Raw genomic sequence first — 17,835 nt, 5'->3', positions numbered from 1 at the left:
TTTAAAAATCTATTCAAATTTAGGTATGTAGAACCTGTGTGTTCTGCGTATGTTACCCCAATAAATAATCTGTTAGGACAGAACACCATGGCTACCAATGCAAAACCCGTTTATCAGCGTATTCTGCTTAAATTAAGTGGCGAAGCCTTACAAGGCGCAGAAGGTTTTGGTATCGATGCTAGCGTTTTAGATCGTATGGCTCAGGAAATCAAAGAACTCATAGAACTGGGTATACAGGTCGGTGTGGTTATTGGCGGTGGTAACCTGTTTCGTGGTGCTGGTTTGGCACAAGCTGGTATGAACCGTGTTGTCGGTGACCACATGGGTATGTTAGCCACGGTGATGAACGGACTCGCTATGCGCGATGCTTTGCACCGTGCTTATGTGAATGCAAGACTGATGTCTGCTATTCCATTAAACGGCGTCTGTGATAATTACAGCTGGGCAGAAGCCATCAGCTTGCTACGTCACGGCCGTGTTGTTATTTTTTCTGCGGGAACAGGTAATCCATTCTTTACAACAGACTCTGCAGCGTGTTTACGCGGTATTGAAATTGAAGCGGATGTTGTGTTAAAAGCCACAAAAGTTGATGGCGTCTATTCAGCTGATCCAGCAAAAGACCCTGATGCTGTATTATATGAAAACCTGAATTATCAAGAGGTTTTGGAACGTGAATTAAAAGTGATGGACTTAGCTGCCTTCACATTAGCTCGCGATCATAACTTACCAATTCGTGTTTTCAATATGAATAAACCAGGTGCATTACGCCGTGTTGTCATGGGCGAAAACGAAGGTACTCTGATTTCTCACAACTAATACTCAGAGACACAGCCTGAGTTTAAATGTATTATCTAAGATAAATTCAGACAATTTAAGCGAGGTCGCATTGCGGCCTTTAATAATCAGTTCTTAAGGGTTGAAAACGTGATTAACGAAATCCAAAAAGATGCTCAAGACCGTATGGAAAAGAGCCTTGAAGCATTCAAAAACCAAATCAGCAAAGTTCGTACAGGCCGTGCATCTCCAAGTTTATTAGATGGTATCACTGTTGAATATTATGGCTCAGCGACACCATTACGCCAATTAGCTAACGTGACGGTTGAAGATTCACGTACATTAGCTATTTCTGTTTTTGACCGTAGCATGTCACCTGCGATTGAAAAAGCGATTATGGCGTCTGATTTAGGCTTGAACCCATCTTCTGCTGGCACTGTTATCCGTGTTCCGCTTCCTCCGTTAACGGAAGAACGTCGTAAAGACTTAATTAAAGTGGTTCGTGGTGAAGCGGAGCAAGGTCGTATCGCTGTTCGTAACGTGCGTCGTGACGCTAATGACAAAGTAAAAGCGCTGCTAAAAGATAAAGAAATTAGTGAAGATGATGAGCGTCGTTCACAAGATGACATTCAAAAGCTGACTGATAGCTACATCAAGAAAGTTGATGAGTCATTAGCGCAAAAAGAAGCAGAATTGATGGAGTTTTAATCCATTATGATGATAAAGCCACCAATGCAAACTGTAAAAGTGTGCGTTAGCGTGGCTTTATTATTTTTCGTACCCATTAAAAAATCCTTTCTTATCACTAAGCTGATATAATCTCAGTATTGAATTAATACAGAGTATCCGATCACTATGAAACGTCTGACAGTCCTGGGTTCAACAGGTTCAATTGGTACTAATACACTTTCTGTTGTTCGTCAAAATCCTGAAAAATTCCAAGTTCTTGCCCTTGTTGCAGGTAAAAATGTTGCCGAAATGGCAAAGCAGTGTCTTGAGTTTAATCCGAAATATGCCGCCATGGCGGATGAGTTATCGGCGAAGGCATTACGGACAATTTTATCTGAGAATAATAACAAAACAGAAGTGTTGTCGGGCAAACAAGCAGCAATTGACCTTGCAGGTCTTGATGAGGCAGACCAAGTAATGTCAGCAATCACGGGTGTTGCTGGGCTATTACCCACCTTGGCGGCGATCCGCAAAGGTAAAAGAATATTATTAGCGAATAAAGAGTCTTTAATTACCAGTGGCCGCTTATTCTTTAATGAGATTCGACAACATAATGCCTCAGTCTTTCCAATTGATAGTGAGCATAATGCTATCTTCCAAAGTTTACCTGAAATTATTCAGCTCAACTTAGGTTTTGCTGATTTAACGGCTTCAGGTATTTCCAGTATTGTTTTAACAGGCTCAGGTGGCCCATTTAGAGATACACCACTATCGCACTTTGATAACGTGACGCCAGATGAAGCGTGTAATCACCCGAATTGGTCGATGGGACGTAAAATTTCAGTTGATTCAGCGACTATGATGAATAAAGGGCTAGAATATATTGAAGCCTGTTATTTCTTCAATGCAAATGCTGATCAGATGGAAGTGATTATTCACCCGCAATCGGTGATCCACTCAATGGTGAGATATCGTGATGGCAGCGTCATCGCACAGCTTGGTACCCCTGATATGCGCACCCCAATTTCGTATAGCATGGCTTACCCACAGCGTATTATGTCAGGCGCAAAACCGCTTGATTTCTCTAGCCTTTCATCGTTAACATTTGTGCAACCTGATTATCAGCGCTACCCTTGTTTGAAACTTGCTATTGATGCGTGTCATCAAGGGCAAGCAGCGACAACAGCACTGAATGGGGCAAATGAAATGACGGTAGCGGCGTTCCTTGAAGGGAAAATTCGTTTTACAGATATCGCGAAAATTAATCACAAAATCCTAGAAAACCAAGTTTTTTCTGAACCTGTTTCTATTGAAGAGGTCTTAGAAATCGATGAATGTGCACGTCGTGATGCGATAAAAATAATCGCTCAGACAGTTTAAGCTTGGTATGTGATTTATTTAGTTGCTGATAACCATAATTTATCTTTAATATGTGATGCGTTTAAAAAAAGAAAGATAACCTAGTATTTAGCAGAGAATTAAGGATGTGTCTTATCAGCAAACTTAATAATAGTGGTTATTATTGAGTGGTATTCTCAAAGCGGTACTTACAAGGATTAACATTTAATGAACTCTAGTGGTGAAAATCTCTCTGAATCGATGATGCCTAAGCATGTCGCTATCATTATGGATGGTAATGGGCGATGGGCAAAACAGAGAGGAAAACTCAGAATAACAGGCCATAAGGCAGGTGTTGAATCTGTACGTAATTCTGTGCGTTTTGCGGTAAAAAATAAAATCAGCTCGCTCACGCTTTATGCATTTAGCAGTGAAAATTGGCGAAGGCCTGAAAAAGAAGTCAGTTCGTTGATGGAATTATTCGTTTTTGCACTCGATAATGAAGTCAAAAACCTACACAAGAACAATGTTAAATTAAAAGTGATAGGGGATATTGACCGCTTTAGCGAGCGTCTTAGAAAACGCATTGATAAAGCAGAAGCACTGACGCAAAACAATACAGGCTTAATATTAAATATTGCAGCGAACTATGGTGGGCGCTGGGATATCGCCAATAGTGTGAAGCAAATCTTTGCAAAAGTGCAAAGTGGTGAGCTTTCTATTGATGATATCAGTGAAGACTCTATTAATAACTCAATCTGTATGCATGACCAAGAGAATGTCGACTTAGTCATCAGAACAGGGGGAGAACATCGAATTAGCAACTTCCTGTTATGGCAAGTCGCTTATGCGGAATTTTATTTCACCAACGTTTTGTGGCCAGATTTTGATGAAATGGTGTTTCAGGATGCGGTTGATGCATTTAGTAAGCGCGAGCGTCGTTATGGTGGGGCTGAATCAGATGACGAACTCGTCAAAGAATAGGGGATAGATGTGCTGAAATATCGTTTGCTTACTGCGATAGTATTGATACCAATTGTTATTGCGGCGTTGTTTTTTCTTTCTCCAGCGAATTTTGGTTTAGTTGTGATTGCTGTTTCTGCACTAGGTGCTTGGGAATGGGCACAATTTGCAGGATGGCACTCACAGGTTAAACGAATTAGCTTAGCAGTTGTTTTTGCTGCAATATTACTTGCAATACAATTTTCAATCCCTGACATCACGGTATTATCCAATGCGCCAATGATCCTTTATGGACTATGGGCAGGGCTGGTCTGGTGGGTTGTTGCTATTATCCTTGTTGTCACTTATCCAGCATCAGCGTCATGGGGTAAATCTGTTATTATTCGCTTATTATTTGGGGTATTAACCATAATCCCTTTCTACTGCGGAATGATGGCACTACGTACCGTGGGCTACCAGAATGACACCGCTATTGGTGCATGGTGGCTACTGTATGTCATGTTATTGGTATGGGGGGCAGACTCTGGTGCTTATGCCTTTGGTCGTACGATTGGCCGTAATAAAATGGCCCCAAAAGTCTCGCCAGGCAAAACGTGGGAAGGCCTCGTTGGTGGTTTAATCACAGCTGGGATTATTTCTTGGGTATTTAGTGCATATGCGCCAATCCCTGCTATGCCAGATTATTTGCTAGTGACTTCAATTATTGTTGTTGTAGTATCTGTATTTGGCGATTTAACGGAAAGTATGTTTAAGCGCCAATCTGGTATTAAAGATAGTAGTCATTTAATCCCTGGTCACGGTGGTATCCTTGACCGTATTGATAGCTTAACTGCAGCAATTCCAGTGTTTGCTGGGCTGAATTTGTTAATTTTTAACGGCTTTGGGCTGTAGGAAGATAAATGGGATTTATTTGGAGCTTAGCGGCATTTATTATTGCAATTGGTGTGCTGATAACCGTACACGAATTTGGCCATTATTGGGTTGCACGTCGCTGTGGCGTTTATGTTGAGCGTTTCTCCATTGGCTTTGGTAAAACGTTGTGGCGTAAAGTAGATAAACACGGTACTGAGTTTGTCCTTGCGTTAATCCCGCTGGGCGGTTATGTCAAAATGTTGGATGAACGTGTTGGTGACGTTTCTCCTGAACGCCGACATGAAGCATTTAACAATAAAACGGTAGGGCAACGTGCGGCAATTATTAGTGCTGGCCCAATTGCGAACTTTTTGTTAGCTATTGTTGTCTACTGGATAGTCTTTATGATTGGTGTTCCTTCTGTTAAGCCAGTTATTGAGGATATAAAACCTGGTTCGATTGCAGCAGTTGCGAATTTTGAACCCAAAATGGAACTAAAATCCATTGATGGTATCGAAACACCTGATTGGAATTCGGCGCGCTTAGCATTAGTTGGCAAAATAGGTGATCGCGAGTTAACTGCGCAAGTGTTGCCACAAGGGTATAGTGAACCCATAACCAAAACAGTTGATTTAACTGACTGGAAATTTGATCCTGAAAAGCAAGATCCGATTTTGTCACTGGGTATTATGCCAGTTTCAGTCAGAATTGACCCTGTGATTCAAAAAGTAACAGCGGGTCAAGCTGGTGAACGCGCGGGCTTAATTCCAGGCGATAGAATTGTGAGTGTTAACGGTGAGGAACTTGGGTATTGGAATCCTGTGACTCGAATTATTCGTATGAATCCGGGAACACCGTTAAAATTAGAAATTGAACGTTCTTCACAACGTATTTCACTCACCTTAACGCCAGACAGCCAAGATGGGCAGCGTGGTGAGAAAATTGGATTTGCGGGGGTGGAACTTTCAGTGTTACCGTTGGCAGATGAATATAAAATGGTTCAGCAATACGGGCCATTTTCTGCGTTTTACCAAGCAAGTGATAAAACGTGGCAGTTGATGAAGCTAACGGTCAACATGATGGGTAAATTAGTTGTTGGGGATGTCAAACTCAATAACTTAAGCGGTCCGATATCTATCGCGAAAGGAGCGGGGGTATCAGCCGAATCAGGCTTGGTATATTATTTGATGTTTATTGCGCTTATTAGCGTGAATTTAGGTATCATCAATCTGTTTCCATTGCCTGTTTTAGATGGGGGGCATTTGCTCTTCTTATTAATTGAAAAAATTAAGGGAAGTCCAGTGTCTGAGCGAGTACAAGACTTTAGTTTTCGGATAGGTGCAATGGCATTGATTCTGTTAATGGGACTTGCACTTTTTAATGATTTCTCTCGCTTCTAATTTTGTAAGCTGGGGACCAGTAAGGAATACGCATAACAACGATGGCGATGAAAAAGTTGCTCATAGCGTCGCTGCTTCTAGGCAGCGCCACTGCATACGGTTCAGACGGATTCGTAGTTAAAGACATTCGTTTCGAAGGTCTACAACGCGTCGCCGTTGGTGCAGCATTATTGAACATGCCAGTTAGGGTTGGTGATTCGATTGATAACGACGATATCAGTCGTTCGATTCGTTCACTATTTTCAACGGGTAACTTCGAAGATGTTAGGGTCCTGCGTGATGGAAACACGCTGATCGTTCAAGTTAAAGAGCGGCCAACCATCGCAAGCATCACGTTTACAGGTAATAAATCTGTTAAAGACGATATGCTCAAGCAGAACTTGGAGGCTTCAAATATTCGCGTAGGTGAGGCACTTGACCGCACGACAATCGCGAATATTGAAAAAGGCTTAGAAGACTTTTACTACAGTGTGGGTAAATACAACGCGACAGTGAAAGCCGTTGTGACGCCATTACCGCGTAATCGTGTGGATTTAAAATTTGTATTCTCCGAAGGTGTTTCTGCGCAAATTCAGCAGATTAACATTGTGGGGAACAAAAACTACACGACTGCTGAATTGGTTAACAAGCTGCAATTACGTGATGATGTCCCATGGTGGAACCTTGCGGCTGACCAAAAATATCAGAAGCAAAAACTGGCAGGTGATTTAGAAACGCTGCGCAGTTTCTATCTTGATCGCGGTTATGCACGCTTTAATATTGACTCAACACAAGTCAGTCTGACCCCAGACAAAAAAGGTATTTACATCACGATTAACATTACTGAAGGCGACCAGTACAAAATTTCTGGCGTTGAAATTAATGGTAATACGGCTGAACATTTAAATGAAATCAAAGAGCTGATCACAATTACACCAGGTGAGTTATACAATGGTGCGCAAGTGACGCGGATGGAAAACCAGATCAAAGAATTGTTTGGTCGTTATGGTTATGCCTATCCACGAGTGATGACTCAGCCTGAAATTAACGACACCGATAAAACAGTTAAATTACATCTGAACATTGATGCAGGTAACCGTTTCTACGTTCGTGAAATTCGTTTCCAAGGTAATGACACCAGTAAAGATACTGTCCTACGTCGCGAAATGCGTCAAATGGAAGGAGCATGGCTGGGGAATGACCTTGTCGAGCTTGGTAAAGAACGTCTGAATCGTACAGGGTATTTCGAAACTGTTGATGTTGAAACTCAGCGTGTGCCAGGCAGCCCTGATCAAGTTGATGTTATCTATAAAGTTAAAGAACGTAATACAGGCTCGATGAACTTCGGTATCGGTTTTGGTACAGAAAGTGGCGTGAGCTTCCAAGTCGGTGTTACACAGGATAACTGGTTAGGTACAGGTAACGCGGTTGGTATCAACGCAAGTAAAAATGACTATTCAACTAACGTTGAGTTCTCCTTTACTGACCCTTACTTCACTGTTAATGGTGTGAGCTTGGGGGGTCGTATTTTCTATAACGACTTTAGCGCGAAAGATGCTGACCTGTCTGGCTATAACAACAAAACGTATGGCTTAGATAGTTTCTTAAGCTTCCCATTCAATGAAAATAACTCTTTCCGTGTGGGAGCGGGTTATGTTCATAACAAACTATCTGATATGCGTGCGCAAGCTGCGATGTGGGATTACCTTGATTCTATGGGTAAAAATCCACCAATCACAGAAAATGGCCGTAATAAAGAAAGTTTTGATGCGGATGACTTTACGCTTAACTTAGGCTGGACATACAACTCGTTAAACCGTGGTTTCTTCCCAACTTCAGGTAATAAAACGAATGTCTCTGGTAAAGTGACTATTCCTGGCTCCGATAACGAATACTATAAATTACGTTTTGATACTGCGCAGTATTACCCATTAGATGAAGATGAAACATGGGTTGTACTGGGTCGTGCTCAAGCAGGTTATGGTGATGGTATCGGCAGCAAGCAAATGCCATTCTATGAAAACTTCTATGCGGGTGGTTCGAGTACCATTCGTGGTTTCCGCTCGAACAATATCGGTCCGAAAGCGGTTTACCTGAAGCGTTTCAAGGATTCAGCAGGGAATTGGGTAAATGGCCCTGAGCCAGGTAGCCCATCGAGTGATGCAGTAGGTGGTAACGCCATGTATGCAGCATCATTTGAGTTAATTACCCCTACACCGTTCCTCGATGAGAAATATTCGAACTCGGTTCGTACCTCTCTTTTCGTTGATGCAGGTACTGTATGGGACACTAACTGGAATAGTATTCCATCCGATTGGCGTGCGGGTATGCCTGACTACGGTAAGGCATCCAATGTCCGTGCTTCAGCGGGTGTGGCTTTACAATGGATGTCCCCACTTGGACCACTGGTCTTCTCTTATGCGCAGCCGATTAAGGACTACGAAGGGGATAAATCAGAACAGTTCCAATTTAATATTGGTAGAACGTGGTAATCTAGTCTAGTTTCTATCTATGAAGGCTCCCATAATTTTATGGGGGCAACCAAAATTTCCAACCATACATATGGGCTAAGGAGTTTAGTGTGAAAAAATTGTTGTGTGCAGCGGGTGTGAGTATTGCTTTAGCAATGTCTGCGGGGGCTTATGCTGAAAAAATCGCTATCGTAAACGTTGGTGAAATTTTCCAAAATATGCCTGCGCGTGAAGCCGTTGCTAAACAGCTTGAAAGCGAATTCAAAAGCCGTGCAACTGAATTGCAGAATTTGGAAAAAGACCTGCAATCGCGCGTAGAAAAACTGCGTCGCGATGGTGCTACCATGAAGCAAAGCGAGCGCGAAAAGCTTGAATCCGAACTCATGACTAAACGTGACACTTTTGCTGAAAAAGCGCAGAAATTTGAAGAAGACAACCGTCGTCGTCAAGGTGAAGAGCGTAATAAGATTTTAACTCGTATTCAGGACTCTATTAAGTCTGTTGCCGCTAAAGAAGGCTACGATGTCGTTATCGATGCAAACGCAGTTGCGTATGCAAAAGATAGCATCGACATCACGAGTCAGGTTCAAAAACAGGTTAAATAATAGATGTCTTCAATTCGATTGGCTGACCTTGCTCAGCAGTTGAATGCACAATTACATGGTGATGGCGATACCGTCATCACCAGTATTGCGCCTATGCATTCAGCGAATAATCAACAGATAACTTTTTTATCTGATAGCCGTTACAGCGATAAATTGGCCGATTGCCAAGCTGCCGCGGTGGTCCTCACAGCAAAAGATCTCGAATCCTGCAAAGTAGCAGCACTGGTTGTTGATAACCCGTACTTAGCCTATGCACGGATGGCTCAAATCATGGATACCACGCCAAGCCCGGCAGAAGATATTCATGCATCCGCAGTGATTGCAAGTGATGCAACACTCGGTAAAAATATTGCAATTGGCGCAAATGCCGTTATCGAAAGTGGTGTTGTACTGGGTGATAACGTGGTGATTGGCGCAGGTTGCTTTGTGGGTAAAAACACGCGTATTGGGGCAGGCACCCGTTTATGGGCAAATGTCAGCGTTTACCACAATATTGAAATTGGCGAACACTGCTTAGTGCAATCTGGTACTGTGATCGGGTCAGATGGCTTTGGCTATGCAAATGATCGCGGTAATTGGATCAAAATCCCGCAATTAGGTACAGTGATCATCGGCGATCGCGTTGAGATCGGCGCAAGTACAACAATTGACCGGGGCGCACTCGACAATACAGTGATAGGTAATGGGGTTATTATCGATAACCAGTGCCAAATTGCACATAATGTCATTATTGGTGATAATACCGCAGTTGCTGGTGGTGTAATTATGGCTGGCAGCTTAAAAATCGGTCGTTACTGTATGATTGGTGGCGCGAGTGTAATCAATGGCCATATGGAAATTTGCGATAAGGTCACAGTAACGGGAATGGGAATGGTCATGCGTCCTATCACTGAACCAGGTGTTTACTCTTCAGGCATCCCTTTACAACCTAATAAAGTTTGGCGTAAAACAGCTGCTTTAGTCTTAAGTATCAATGAGATGAATAAGCGCCTGAAAAATGTTGAACGTGAATTAGATAGCCAAAATCAAAAAAATCAGTAATCATTTTGTAATTCAGGCTAAAATAGTTATCTGAGTTACGTTTTCCGGCCTGCCAGTTAACCTAATTTAAGGTTAAAGCAGGCCGATTCGTTAATAATAATCGTATTAATAGACAGGAAGAGTATTTCGATGAGTGATAATCATACTCTGAATATTGAAGAAATTTTAGAGCTCCTTCCACACCGTTACCCATTCCTTTTGGTTGACCGTGTATTGGATTTTGAAGAAGGCAAATCTTTGCGTGCAGTTAAAAATGTTTCCTTCAACGAGCCATTTTTCCAAGGGCATTTTCCTGGTAAACCAATTTTCCCAGGTGTTTTAATTTTAGAAGCGATGGCGCAAGCAACGGGTATTCTTGCATTTAAAAGCGTTGGAAAATTAGAGCCAGGTGAACTGTATTATTTTGCAGCGATAGACAATGCACGTTTTAAACGTCCTGTTCTACCTGGGGACCAAATGGTCTTAGAAGTTGAATTTATTAAAGAACGTCGCGGAGTCGCACGTTTTAAAGGCGTTGCAAAAGTTGATGGAGAAGTGGCCTGCGAAGCAGAAATGATGTGCGCCCGTCGCCGTGAGGTCTGATATGATTGACAATACTGCCTATATCCATCCTTCCTCCATTGTTGAAGAGGGTGCGATTATTGGAGCCAATGTGCGTATTGGCCCTTTTTGTTATATTGGCGCGAATGTTGAAATTGGCGAAGGCACTGAGCTGAAATCTCACGTTGTTGTTAATGGCCATACTAAAATTGGCCGCGATAATGTCATTTTCCAGTTTGCTTCAATTGGTGAAATTAACCAAGACTTGAAGTACCAAGGCGAACCAACTCGTGTTGAAATTGGTGATAGAAACCGCATTAGAGAAAGCGTAACGATCCACCGTGGTACCGTCCAAGATACTGGCCTAACAAAAGTGGGTGACGATAACCTATTGATGGTTAACGTGCATATAGCTCACGATTGTATCATTGGTAATCGCTGCATTATTGCAAATAACGGAACCCTTGGTGGCCATGTCACGTTAGGCGATTACGCGATTATTGGTGGCATGACTGCGGTTCATCAATTTTGTAAAATTGGTGCTCATGTTATGGTTGGTGGTTGCTCTGGTGTGGCGCAAGATGTACCTCCTTATGTTATCGCACAAGGTAACCATGCAACACCATTTGGCTTAAACCTTGAAGGTTTAAAACGTCGTGGTTTTGAAAAAGAATCACTTCATGCTATTCGTAATGCATACAAGACGTTGTATCGTTCAGGTAAATCATTAGAAGAAGCACGTGAAGAAATCGCAGAAGCGGCAAAAGTAAACGAACATGTTAAAGTGTTTAGTGATTTCTTAGAAGATTCTGCACAATCTAAGCGTGGTATTATCCGTTAATCACAAGGTAATGTGCTTAACGTGACTAGGCCTTTATTAAGGAGCGAATTTCGGTGATTGATAACCGTCCACTTACTATTGGCCTTGTTGCCGGAGAGACATCTGGTGATATTCTCGGTGCGGGGCTTATTCGTGCACTTAAAGAACAAGTGCCTAATGCGCGCTTTGTTGGTGTGGCAGGTCCGTTGATGCAAGCTGAAGGCTGTGAAGCTTGGTACGAAATGGAAGAATTAGCCGTGATGGGGATTGTTGAAGTTCTCGGCCGGTTACCTCGCTTATTATCCATTCGTAAAGACTTGACCCAGCGTTTTACGCAGTTACAACCCGACATTTTTGTTGGAATTGATGCCCCTGATTTTAACATCACTCTAGAGGGGCGCTTAAAAGCGAAAGGCATTAAAACCATTCATTACGTTAGCCCTTCCGTTTGGGCATGGCGCCAAAAGCGCGTATTTAAAATTGGTCGCTCCACTCATTTAGTCTTAGCATTTTTACCCTTCGAAAAAGCGTTTTACGATCGTTTCGATGTACCTTGTCGCTTTATTGGCCACACGATGGCGGATGCGATCCCGTTGAACCCAGATAAACTTGCTGCGCGAGAACGCCTCGGCATTCCCGAAAATGCAAAATGCCTCGCATTATTGCCTGGAAGTCGCCATTCAGAAGTCGAAATGTTGAGTGCCGATTTTTTACAAACGGCGCAAATACTCCAACAACGCTTCCCTGATTTGCACATTGTGGTACCGTTAGTTAATGCAAAACGCCGTCAGCAATTTGATACCATAAAAGCCACTGCTGCGCCTGAATTATCTGTGCATATTTTAGATGGGCAAGCCCGTGATGCGATGATAGCGGCGGATGCTACGCTGTTAGCATCGGGAACCGCAGCCCTAGAGTGCATGCTAACTAAATGTCCTATGGTGGTTGGTTACCGAATGAAACCATTCACTTTTTGGCTTGCTAAGCGCTTAGTCAAAACCCCGTATGTTTCCTTGCCAAATCTGCTTGCTGAAAAAGAAATTGTCAAAGAACTGCTGCAAGAAGAGTGTCAGCCAGAAAAACTGGCGCAGGAACTGCTTCCATTACTGGAAGGGGGGGAGCGAGTTGATGAATTAAAAGAAACTTTTTTACATCTGCATCAACTCATTCGTTGTGATGCAGATAAACAAGCTGCACAAGCAGTACTCGATTTGGTTAGAAATTAATGGAATTTATATATCCTAAAGCCAACTTAATTGCTGGCGTTGATGAAGTCGGACGCGGGCCATTAGTGGGAGCAGTAGTCACCGCTGCGGTGATCCTTGACCCGAATAACCCGATTGCAGGGCTCGCCGACTCTAAAAAAATCAGCGAAAAGAAACGTGAGAAATTGTTCGACGAAATTAAAGAAAAAGCGTTGTGCTGGTGTATTGGTCGTGCAGAACCTGAAGAAATTGATAAAATAAATATATTACATGCGACGATGTTAGCCATGCAGCGTGCCGTTGCAGGGTTATCTATCGTTCCTGAATTTGTTTTAATTGATGGCAATCGCTGCCCTGAACTGCCAATGCCTTCACAGGCGGTGGTCAAAGGCGATAGCCTTGTGCAAGAAATAAGCGCAGCATCCATTTTAGCGAAAGTGGTACGGGATAGGGAGATGGTTGAGCTGGACAAAGCATTTCCAGAATATGGCTTTGCAAAGCATAAAGGCTACCCAACCGCATATCACTTAGAAAAATTGGCGCAGTATGGTGCAACCGAATTCCATCGTAAAAGCTTTGCTCCTGTGAGACGAGCTTTAGACAGTCAAAAATAGGTATTTAATCGATGGCATCACCTCGTTTTATTCATTTGCGTGTGCACAGTGACTACTCAATGATTGATGGGCTCGCTAAAACAGGCCCATTAGTCAAAAAAGTCGCGGCGATGGGCATGCCTGCCTTTGCAATTACGGATTTTACTAACCTTTGTGGGTTAGTCAGATTCTACGGTGCTGCTCATGGTGCAGGGATCAAGCCGATCATCGGCGCTGATTTTTATGTTGAAAGTGAGTTATTAGGCGATGAAATCTCTCACCTAACCGTTCTCGCTCGCAATAATGAAGGGTATCAAAACCTGACTCTGCTGATTTCAGAAGCTTACCAAAAAGGTTATGGTGCAATTGGGCCAACGATTAAGCGTGAGTGGCTAGCAAAGCACAAAGATGGGCTTATTTTGCTCTCTGGTGGGCGTAAAGGGGATGTCGGGCAATTTCTCTTGCGCGGCAACCAAGCTCTTGTAGACGAATGTCTTGAATTTTATGAAACGCATTTTCCAGGTTGTTATTACCTTGAGTTAGTGAGAACAGGCCGCCCCGATGAAGAAAGCTATCTTCATGCTGCCGTCGAATTGGCGACAAAAAAAGGTTTACCCGTCGTTGCGACTAATGACGTCTGCTTTATTGAAAGCAGCGATTTTGATGCCCACGAAATTCGTGTCGCCATCCATGATGGATTCACGCTTGCCGACCCAAAAAGACCAAAAAACTATAGCCCTCAGCAATACTTACGTACAGAAGAAGAAATGTGCGAGCTTTTTGCCGACATTCCTGAAGCATTAGAGAACAGTGTAGAGATTGCTAAGCGTTGTAACGTGACTATTCGTCTTGGTGAATACTTCTTACCGCAATTCCCTACAGGGGATATGAAAACTGAAGATTTCTTGGTTATGCGGTCAAAAGAAGGGCTTGAAGAACGCCTTGAATTTTTATTCCCTGACGAAAAAGTGCGTGCAGAGAAACGTCCTGAATATGATGAGCGTCTGGACATTGAACTTAATGTTATTAACCAAATGGGCTTCCCTGGTTACTTCTTGATCGTGATGGAATTTATCCAATGGTCAAAAGATAACGGTGTTCCTGTTGGGCCTGGAAGGGGGTCTGGTGCGGGGTCATTAGTGGCTTATGCCCTTAAAATAACGGATCTTGATCCATTAGAATTTGACTTACTGTTTGAGCGTTTCTTGAATCCTGAGCGGGTTTCAATGCCTGACTTTGACGTCGACTTCTGCATGGAAAAACGTGACCAAGTTATTGATCACGTGGCGCAAATGTATGGTCGTGATGCGGTATCACAAATTATTACCTTCGGTACGATGGCGGCAAAAGCGGTTATTCGTGACGTAGGGCGTGTCCTTGGGCATCCTTATGGCTTTGTAGATAGAATTTCTAAATTAGTTCCTCCTGATCCAGGAATGACATTAGAAAAAGCTTTTGAAGCAGAGCCTCAGCTTCCTGAAATTTACGAAGCAGATGAAGAAGTTAAAGCGTTGATTGATATGGCGCGAAAACTTGAAGGGGTGACTCGAAACGCAGGTAAACACGCTGGTGGTGTGGTTATCGCACCAACAAAAATTACTGATTTTGCCCCACTGTATTGTGATGCAGAAGGGAATAACCCCGTTACACAATTCGACAAAAACGACGTTGAATATGCTGGGTTAGTGAAATTCGACTTCCTTGGTTTACGGACGTTAACGATCATTAACTGGGCGTTAGAGATGATTAACGCTCGTCGGGCTAAGAAAAACTTAGAACCAATTGATATTGCAGCGATTCCATTACACGACCAAAAAAGTTTTGATATGCTGCAACGTTCTGAAACCACGGCGGTGTTCCAGTTAGAATCCCGTGGAATGAAGGACTTAATTAAGCGGTTACGTCCTGACTGCTTTGAGGACATGATCGCTCTGGTCGCGTTATTTCGCCCTGGTCCTTTGCAATCAGGCATGGTAGATAACTTTATCGACCGTAAACATGGCCGTGAAGAGATTTCATACCCTGATGTACAGTGGCAACATGAATCGTTAAAACCTGTTCTTGAGCCAACTTATGGTATTATTTTATACCAAGAGCAAGTTATGCAGATTGCGCAGGTTCTGGCGGGTTATACTCTTGGTGGCGCGGATATGCTGCGCCGAGCCATGGGTAAAAAGAAACCAGAAGAGATGGCGAAGCAGCGCTCTGTTTTTGAAGAAGGCTCAATCAAAAACGGTATTGATGGCGAACTGTCGATGAAAATCTTTGACTTGGTAGAGAAATTTGCTGGTTATGGGTTTAACAAATCGCATTCCGCAGCGTATGCATTGGTTTCTTACCAAACACTGTGGTTAAAAGCACACTATCCTGCTGAATTTATGGCCGCGGTAATGACCGCAGATATGGATAATACAGAAAAAGTCGTTGGTTTAGTTGATGAATGCTGGCGAATGGGCTTGAAGGTATTACCGCCAGATATCAATAGTGGCCTTTATCACTTCCATGTGAATGATGAAGGTGAGATAGTTTACGGAATTGGTGCCATCAAAGGGGTAGGGGAAGGCCCAATTGAAGCCATCGTCGAAGCTCGCCAACAAGGTGGGATTTTCAAAGAAATTTTTGACCTTTGCGCCCGTGTTGATATTAAAAAAATTAACCGCCGCGTGATGGAAAAGTTGATCATGGCAGGGGCGTTTGATCGATTAGGCCCTCACCGTGCGGCTTTGATGTCTTCCCTTGAGGATGCACTTAAAGCTGCTGATCAACATGCGAAAGCTGAAGCGATTGGCCAAGCAGATATGTTTGGGGTATTAGCTGAAGCGCCAGAGCAAGTGGAAAGCTCGTACGCAAGCGTGCCAAAATGGCCAGAACAAGTGGTGTTGGATGGGGAAAGGGAAACCCTAGGCTTATATTTAACAGGCCACCCAATAACGCGATACTTGAGTGAAATAGAACGCTATACTAATGGCCTTAGATTAAAAGATGTGAACCCAACCCCTCGTGGTCAAGTGACAACTGTGGTAGGTTTAGTACTTTCAGCTAAAGTGATTACGACCAAGCGTGGGAATAGAATAGGTATCTGCACGCTTGATGATCGTTCTGGTCGTCTGGATATTATGCTATTTTCAGATGCACTTGATAAATACCAACATATGTTGGAAAAAGACAATATCCTGATAGCCACTGGTCAGGTCAGCTTTGATGATTTCAATGGTGGTAATAAAATGACAGTGCGTGAGTTAATGGACATTAGTGAGGCAAGGGAAAAATATGCACGCGGACTTGCGATTTCACTGTCAGATAAACAAATTAACGATCAATTACTGAACCGGTTGCGCAGTGCGCTTGAACCTCACCGTTCGGGTACTATCCCGGTTCATCTGTATTACCAGAAGGACGATGCCAGAGCCAAGCTTAAATTTGGCGTTGTTTGGCGTGTGACACCCGTGGATCCCCTTCTGAACGATCTTCGAACTCTGCTGGGTAGTGAGCAGGTAGAATTAGAATTTGACTAAAATAGGAATATTATGAGTCTGGATTTTCTTGATTTTGAACAGCCAATTGCGGAATTAGAGGCAAAAATTGATTCTCTAAAAGCCGTAAGCCGTCAAGATAACAACTTAGAGGTCAACCTTGATGAAGAGGTTGCTCGTTTACGTGAAAAAAGTGTTGAACTGACACGTAAAATTTTCTCTGATCTGGGGGCTTGGCAAATTGCTAAACTCGCTCGTCATCCTCGTCGTCCTTATACACTGGACTACATTTCTCGCATTTTCACGGACTTCCAAGAATTAGCGGGTGACCGTGCTTATGCTGACGACAAAGCCATTGTCGGTGGTTTGGCGCGTTTAGAGGGGCGTCCAGTGATGATTATCGGGCACCAAAAAGGGCGTGAAACGAAAGAAAAAATCCGTCGTAATTTTGGTATGCCAGCCCCTGAAGGTTACCGTAAGGCGCTGCGCCTGATGGAACTGGCTGAGCGTTTTAATCTGCCTATTATCACTTTCATTGATACTCCAGGGGCCTATCCAGGTGTTGGTGCAGAAGAACGTGGTCAATCCGAAGCGATAGCACGTAACCTGCGTGAAATGTCACGTTTATCTGTACCAGTAATTTGTACTGTCATTGGCGAAGGCGGCTCTGGTGGTGCGTTAGCCATTGGTGTGGGTGATAAAGTGAACATGCTGCAATACAGCACTTATTCCGTTATTTCACCTGAAGGTTGTGCATCCATTCTGTGGAAAAGTGCAGACAAAGCCCCATTAGCGGCTGAAGCGATGGGGATTACAGCACCGCGCCTGAAAGAACTAAAACTGATTGATAACGTTATTTCTGAGCCTTTAGGTGGAGCACATCGTAACTACGATGAAATAGCCGCACATCTAAAAGCACGTATCACTGAAGACCTTAACGAGCTGGAAATTTTAGATGCGGATGCATTAAAAGACCGTCGTTATCAGCGCTTGATGGAATACGGTTATTGCTAATTTCTAGCAAACCCTATATTAGATAAAACGGGAGTTCGCTTTTGCTAACTCCCGTTTTTTATTGAACATTATCAATATTCACTACAAATAATAAAAAA

At 43.1% G+C, this 17,835-nt stretch carries 15 protein-coding genes; all 15 read left to right on the top strand.

The window, feature by feature from the left end:
* Window positions 1–87: 87 nt before the first annotated feature.
* The 15 genes from pyrH (at window position 88) to accA (ending at window position 17,737) form a co-directional block, all read left to right on the top strand.
* On the top strand, window positions 88–816 hold the full coding sequence (gene pyrH / locus M1F05_RS16500; RefSeq protein WP_206083748.1) for a UMP kinase: 729 nt from the start codon (window positions 88–90) through the stop codon (window positions 814–816).
* Between the two features lie 108 nt (window positions 817–924).
* Window positions 925–1,482 carry a ribosome recycling factor gene (frr, locus tag M1F05_RS16495; RefSeq protein ID WP_206083749.1) on the top strand — a complete coding sequence of 186 codons (558 nt, stop codon included), beginning with the start codon at window positions 925–927 and terminating at the stop codon, window positions 1,480–1,482.
* 147 nt (window positions 1,483–1,629) lie between these two features.
* Window positions 1,630–2,823 (top strand): 1-deoxy-D-xylulose-5-phosphate reductoisomerase, encoded by a 1,194-nt coding sequence (gene ispC, locus M1F05_RS16490; protein ID WP_206083750.1) that lies wholly within the window; start codon window positions 1,630–1,632, stop codon window positions 2,821–2,823.
* A gap of 186 nt (window positions 2,824–3,009) precedes the next feature.
* On the top strand, window positions 3,010–3,765 hold the full coding sequence (locus tag M1F05_RS16485; RefSeq protein ID WP_206083751.1) for an isoprenyl transferase: 756 nt from the start codon (window positions 3,010–3,012) through the stop codon (window positions 3,763–3,765).
* A 9-nt stretch (window positions 3,766–3,774) separates the two neighbouring features.
* Window positions 3,775–4,635: a phosphatidate cytidylyltransferase gene (gene cdsA / locus M1F05_RS16480; protein WP_206083752.1), complete on the top strand. Its 861-nt coding sequence runs from the start codon at window positions 3,775–3,777 to the stop codon at window positions 4,633–4,635.
* 8 nt (window positions 4,636–4,643) lie between these two features.
* Entirely contained in the window at window positions 4,644–5,996 is a 1,353-nt protein-coding gene (gene rseP / locus M1F05_RS16475) for a sigma E protease regulator RseP (RefSeq protein WP_206083753.1), read from the top strand.
* Window positions 5,997–6,037: 41 nt separating this feature from the next.
* A complete protein-coding gene (gene bamA / locus M1F05_RS16470; RefSeq protein WP_206083754.1) occupies window positions 6,038–8,467 on the top strand; it encodes an outer membrane protein assembly factor BamA in 2,430 nt (809 codons plus the stop codon).
* Between the two features lie 89 nt (window positions 8,468–8,556).
* Window positions 8,557–9,051 (top strand): molecular chaperone Skp, encoded by a 495-nt coding sequence (gene skp, locus M1F05_RS16465; RefSeq protein ID WP_206083755.1) that lies wholly within the window; start codon window positions 8,557–8,559, stop codon window positions 9,049–9,051.
* A 3-nt stretch (window positions 9,052–9,054) separates the two neighbouring features.
* Window positions 9,055–10,092 carry a UDP-3-O-(3-hydroxymyristoyl)glucosamine N-acyltransferase gene (gene lpxD / locus M1F05_RS16460; protein WP_206083756.1) on the top strand — a complete coding sequence of 346 codons (1,038 nt, stop codon included), beginning with the start codon at window positions 9,055–9,057 and terminating at the stop codon, window positions 10,090–10,092.
* 129 nt (window positions 10,093–10,221) lie between these two features.
* Window positions 10,222–10,674, top strand: coding sequence for a 3-hydroxyacyl-ACP dehydratase FabZ (gene fabZ / locus M1F05_RS16455; RefSeq protein ID WP_047756012.1), 453 nt, complete (start codon window positions 10,222–10,224; stop codon window positions 10,672–10,674).
* A gap of 1 nt (window position 10,675) precedes the next feature.
* Entirely contained in the window at window positions 10,676–11,473 is a 798-nt protein-coding gene (gene lpxA / locus M1F05_RS16450; RefSeq protein ID WP_206083757.1) for an acyl-ACP--UDP-N-acetylglucosamine O-acyltransferase, read from the top strand.
* 56 nt (window positions 11,474–11,529) lie between these two features.
* Complete coding sequence (gene lpxB, locus M1F05_RS16445; RefSeq protein ID WP_272516358.1) at window positions 11,530–12,678, top strand: lipid-A-disaccharide synthase; 1,149 nt, start codon at window positions 11,530–11,532, stop codon at window positions 12,676–12,678.
* Complete coding sequence (gene rnhB / locus M1F05_RS16440) at window positions 12,678–13,271, top strand: ribonuclease HII (protein ID WP_206083758.1); 594 nt, start codon at window positions 12,678–12,680, stop codon at window positions 13,269–13,271. The genes lpxB and rnhB overlap by 1 nt, the downstream gene beginning before the upstream one ends.
* Window positions 13,272–13,282: 11 nt before the next feature.
* Window positions 13,283–16,765, top strand: a complete 3,483-nt coding sequence (gene dnaE / locus M1F05_RS16435; protein WP_272516357.1) for a DNA polymerase III subunit alpha — start codon at window positions 13,283–13,285, stop codon at window positions 16,763–16,765.
* A gap of 12 nt (window positions 16,766–16,777) precedes the next feature.
* A complete protein-coding gene (gene accA / locus M1F05_RS16430) occupies window positions 16,778–17,737 on the top strand; it encodes an acetyl-CoA carboxylase carboxyl transferase subunit alpha (protein WP_206083760.1) in 960 nt (319 codons plus the stop codon).
* Window positions 17,738–17,835 lie beyond the last annotated feature (98 nt).

Origin of the sequence: Providencia sp. PROV252 (genome assembly GCF_033676005.1) — a bacterium.
Classification (GTDB): Bacteria; Pseudomonadota; Gammaproteobacteria; order Enterobacterales; family Enterobacteriaceae; genus Providencia; species Providencia vermicola.
The sequence above is the reverse complement of the archived record's forward strand: the minus strand, read 5'-3'. Positions and strand labels throughout refer to the sequence as shown.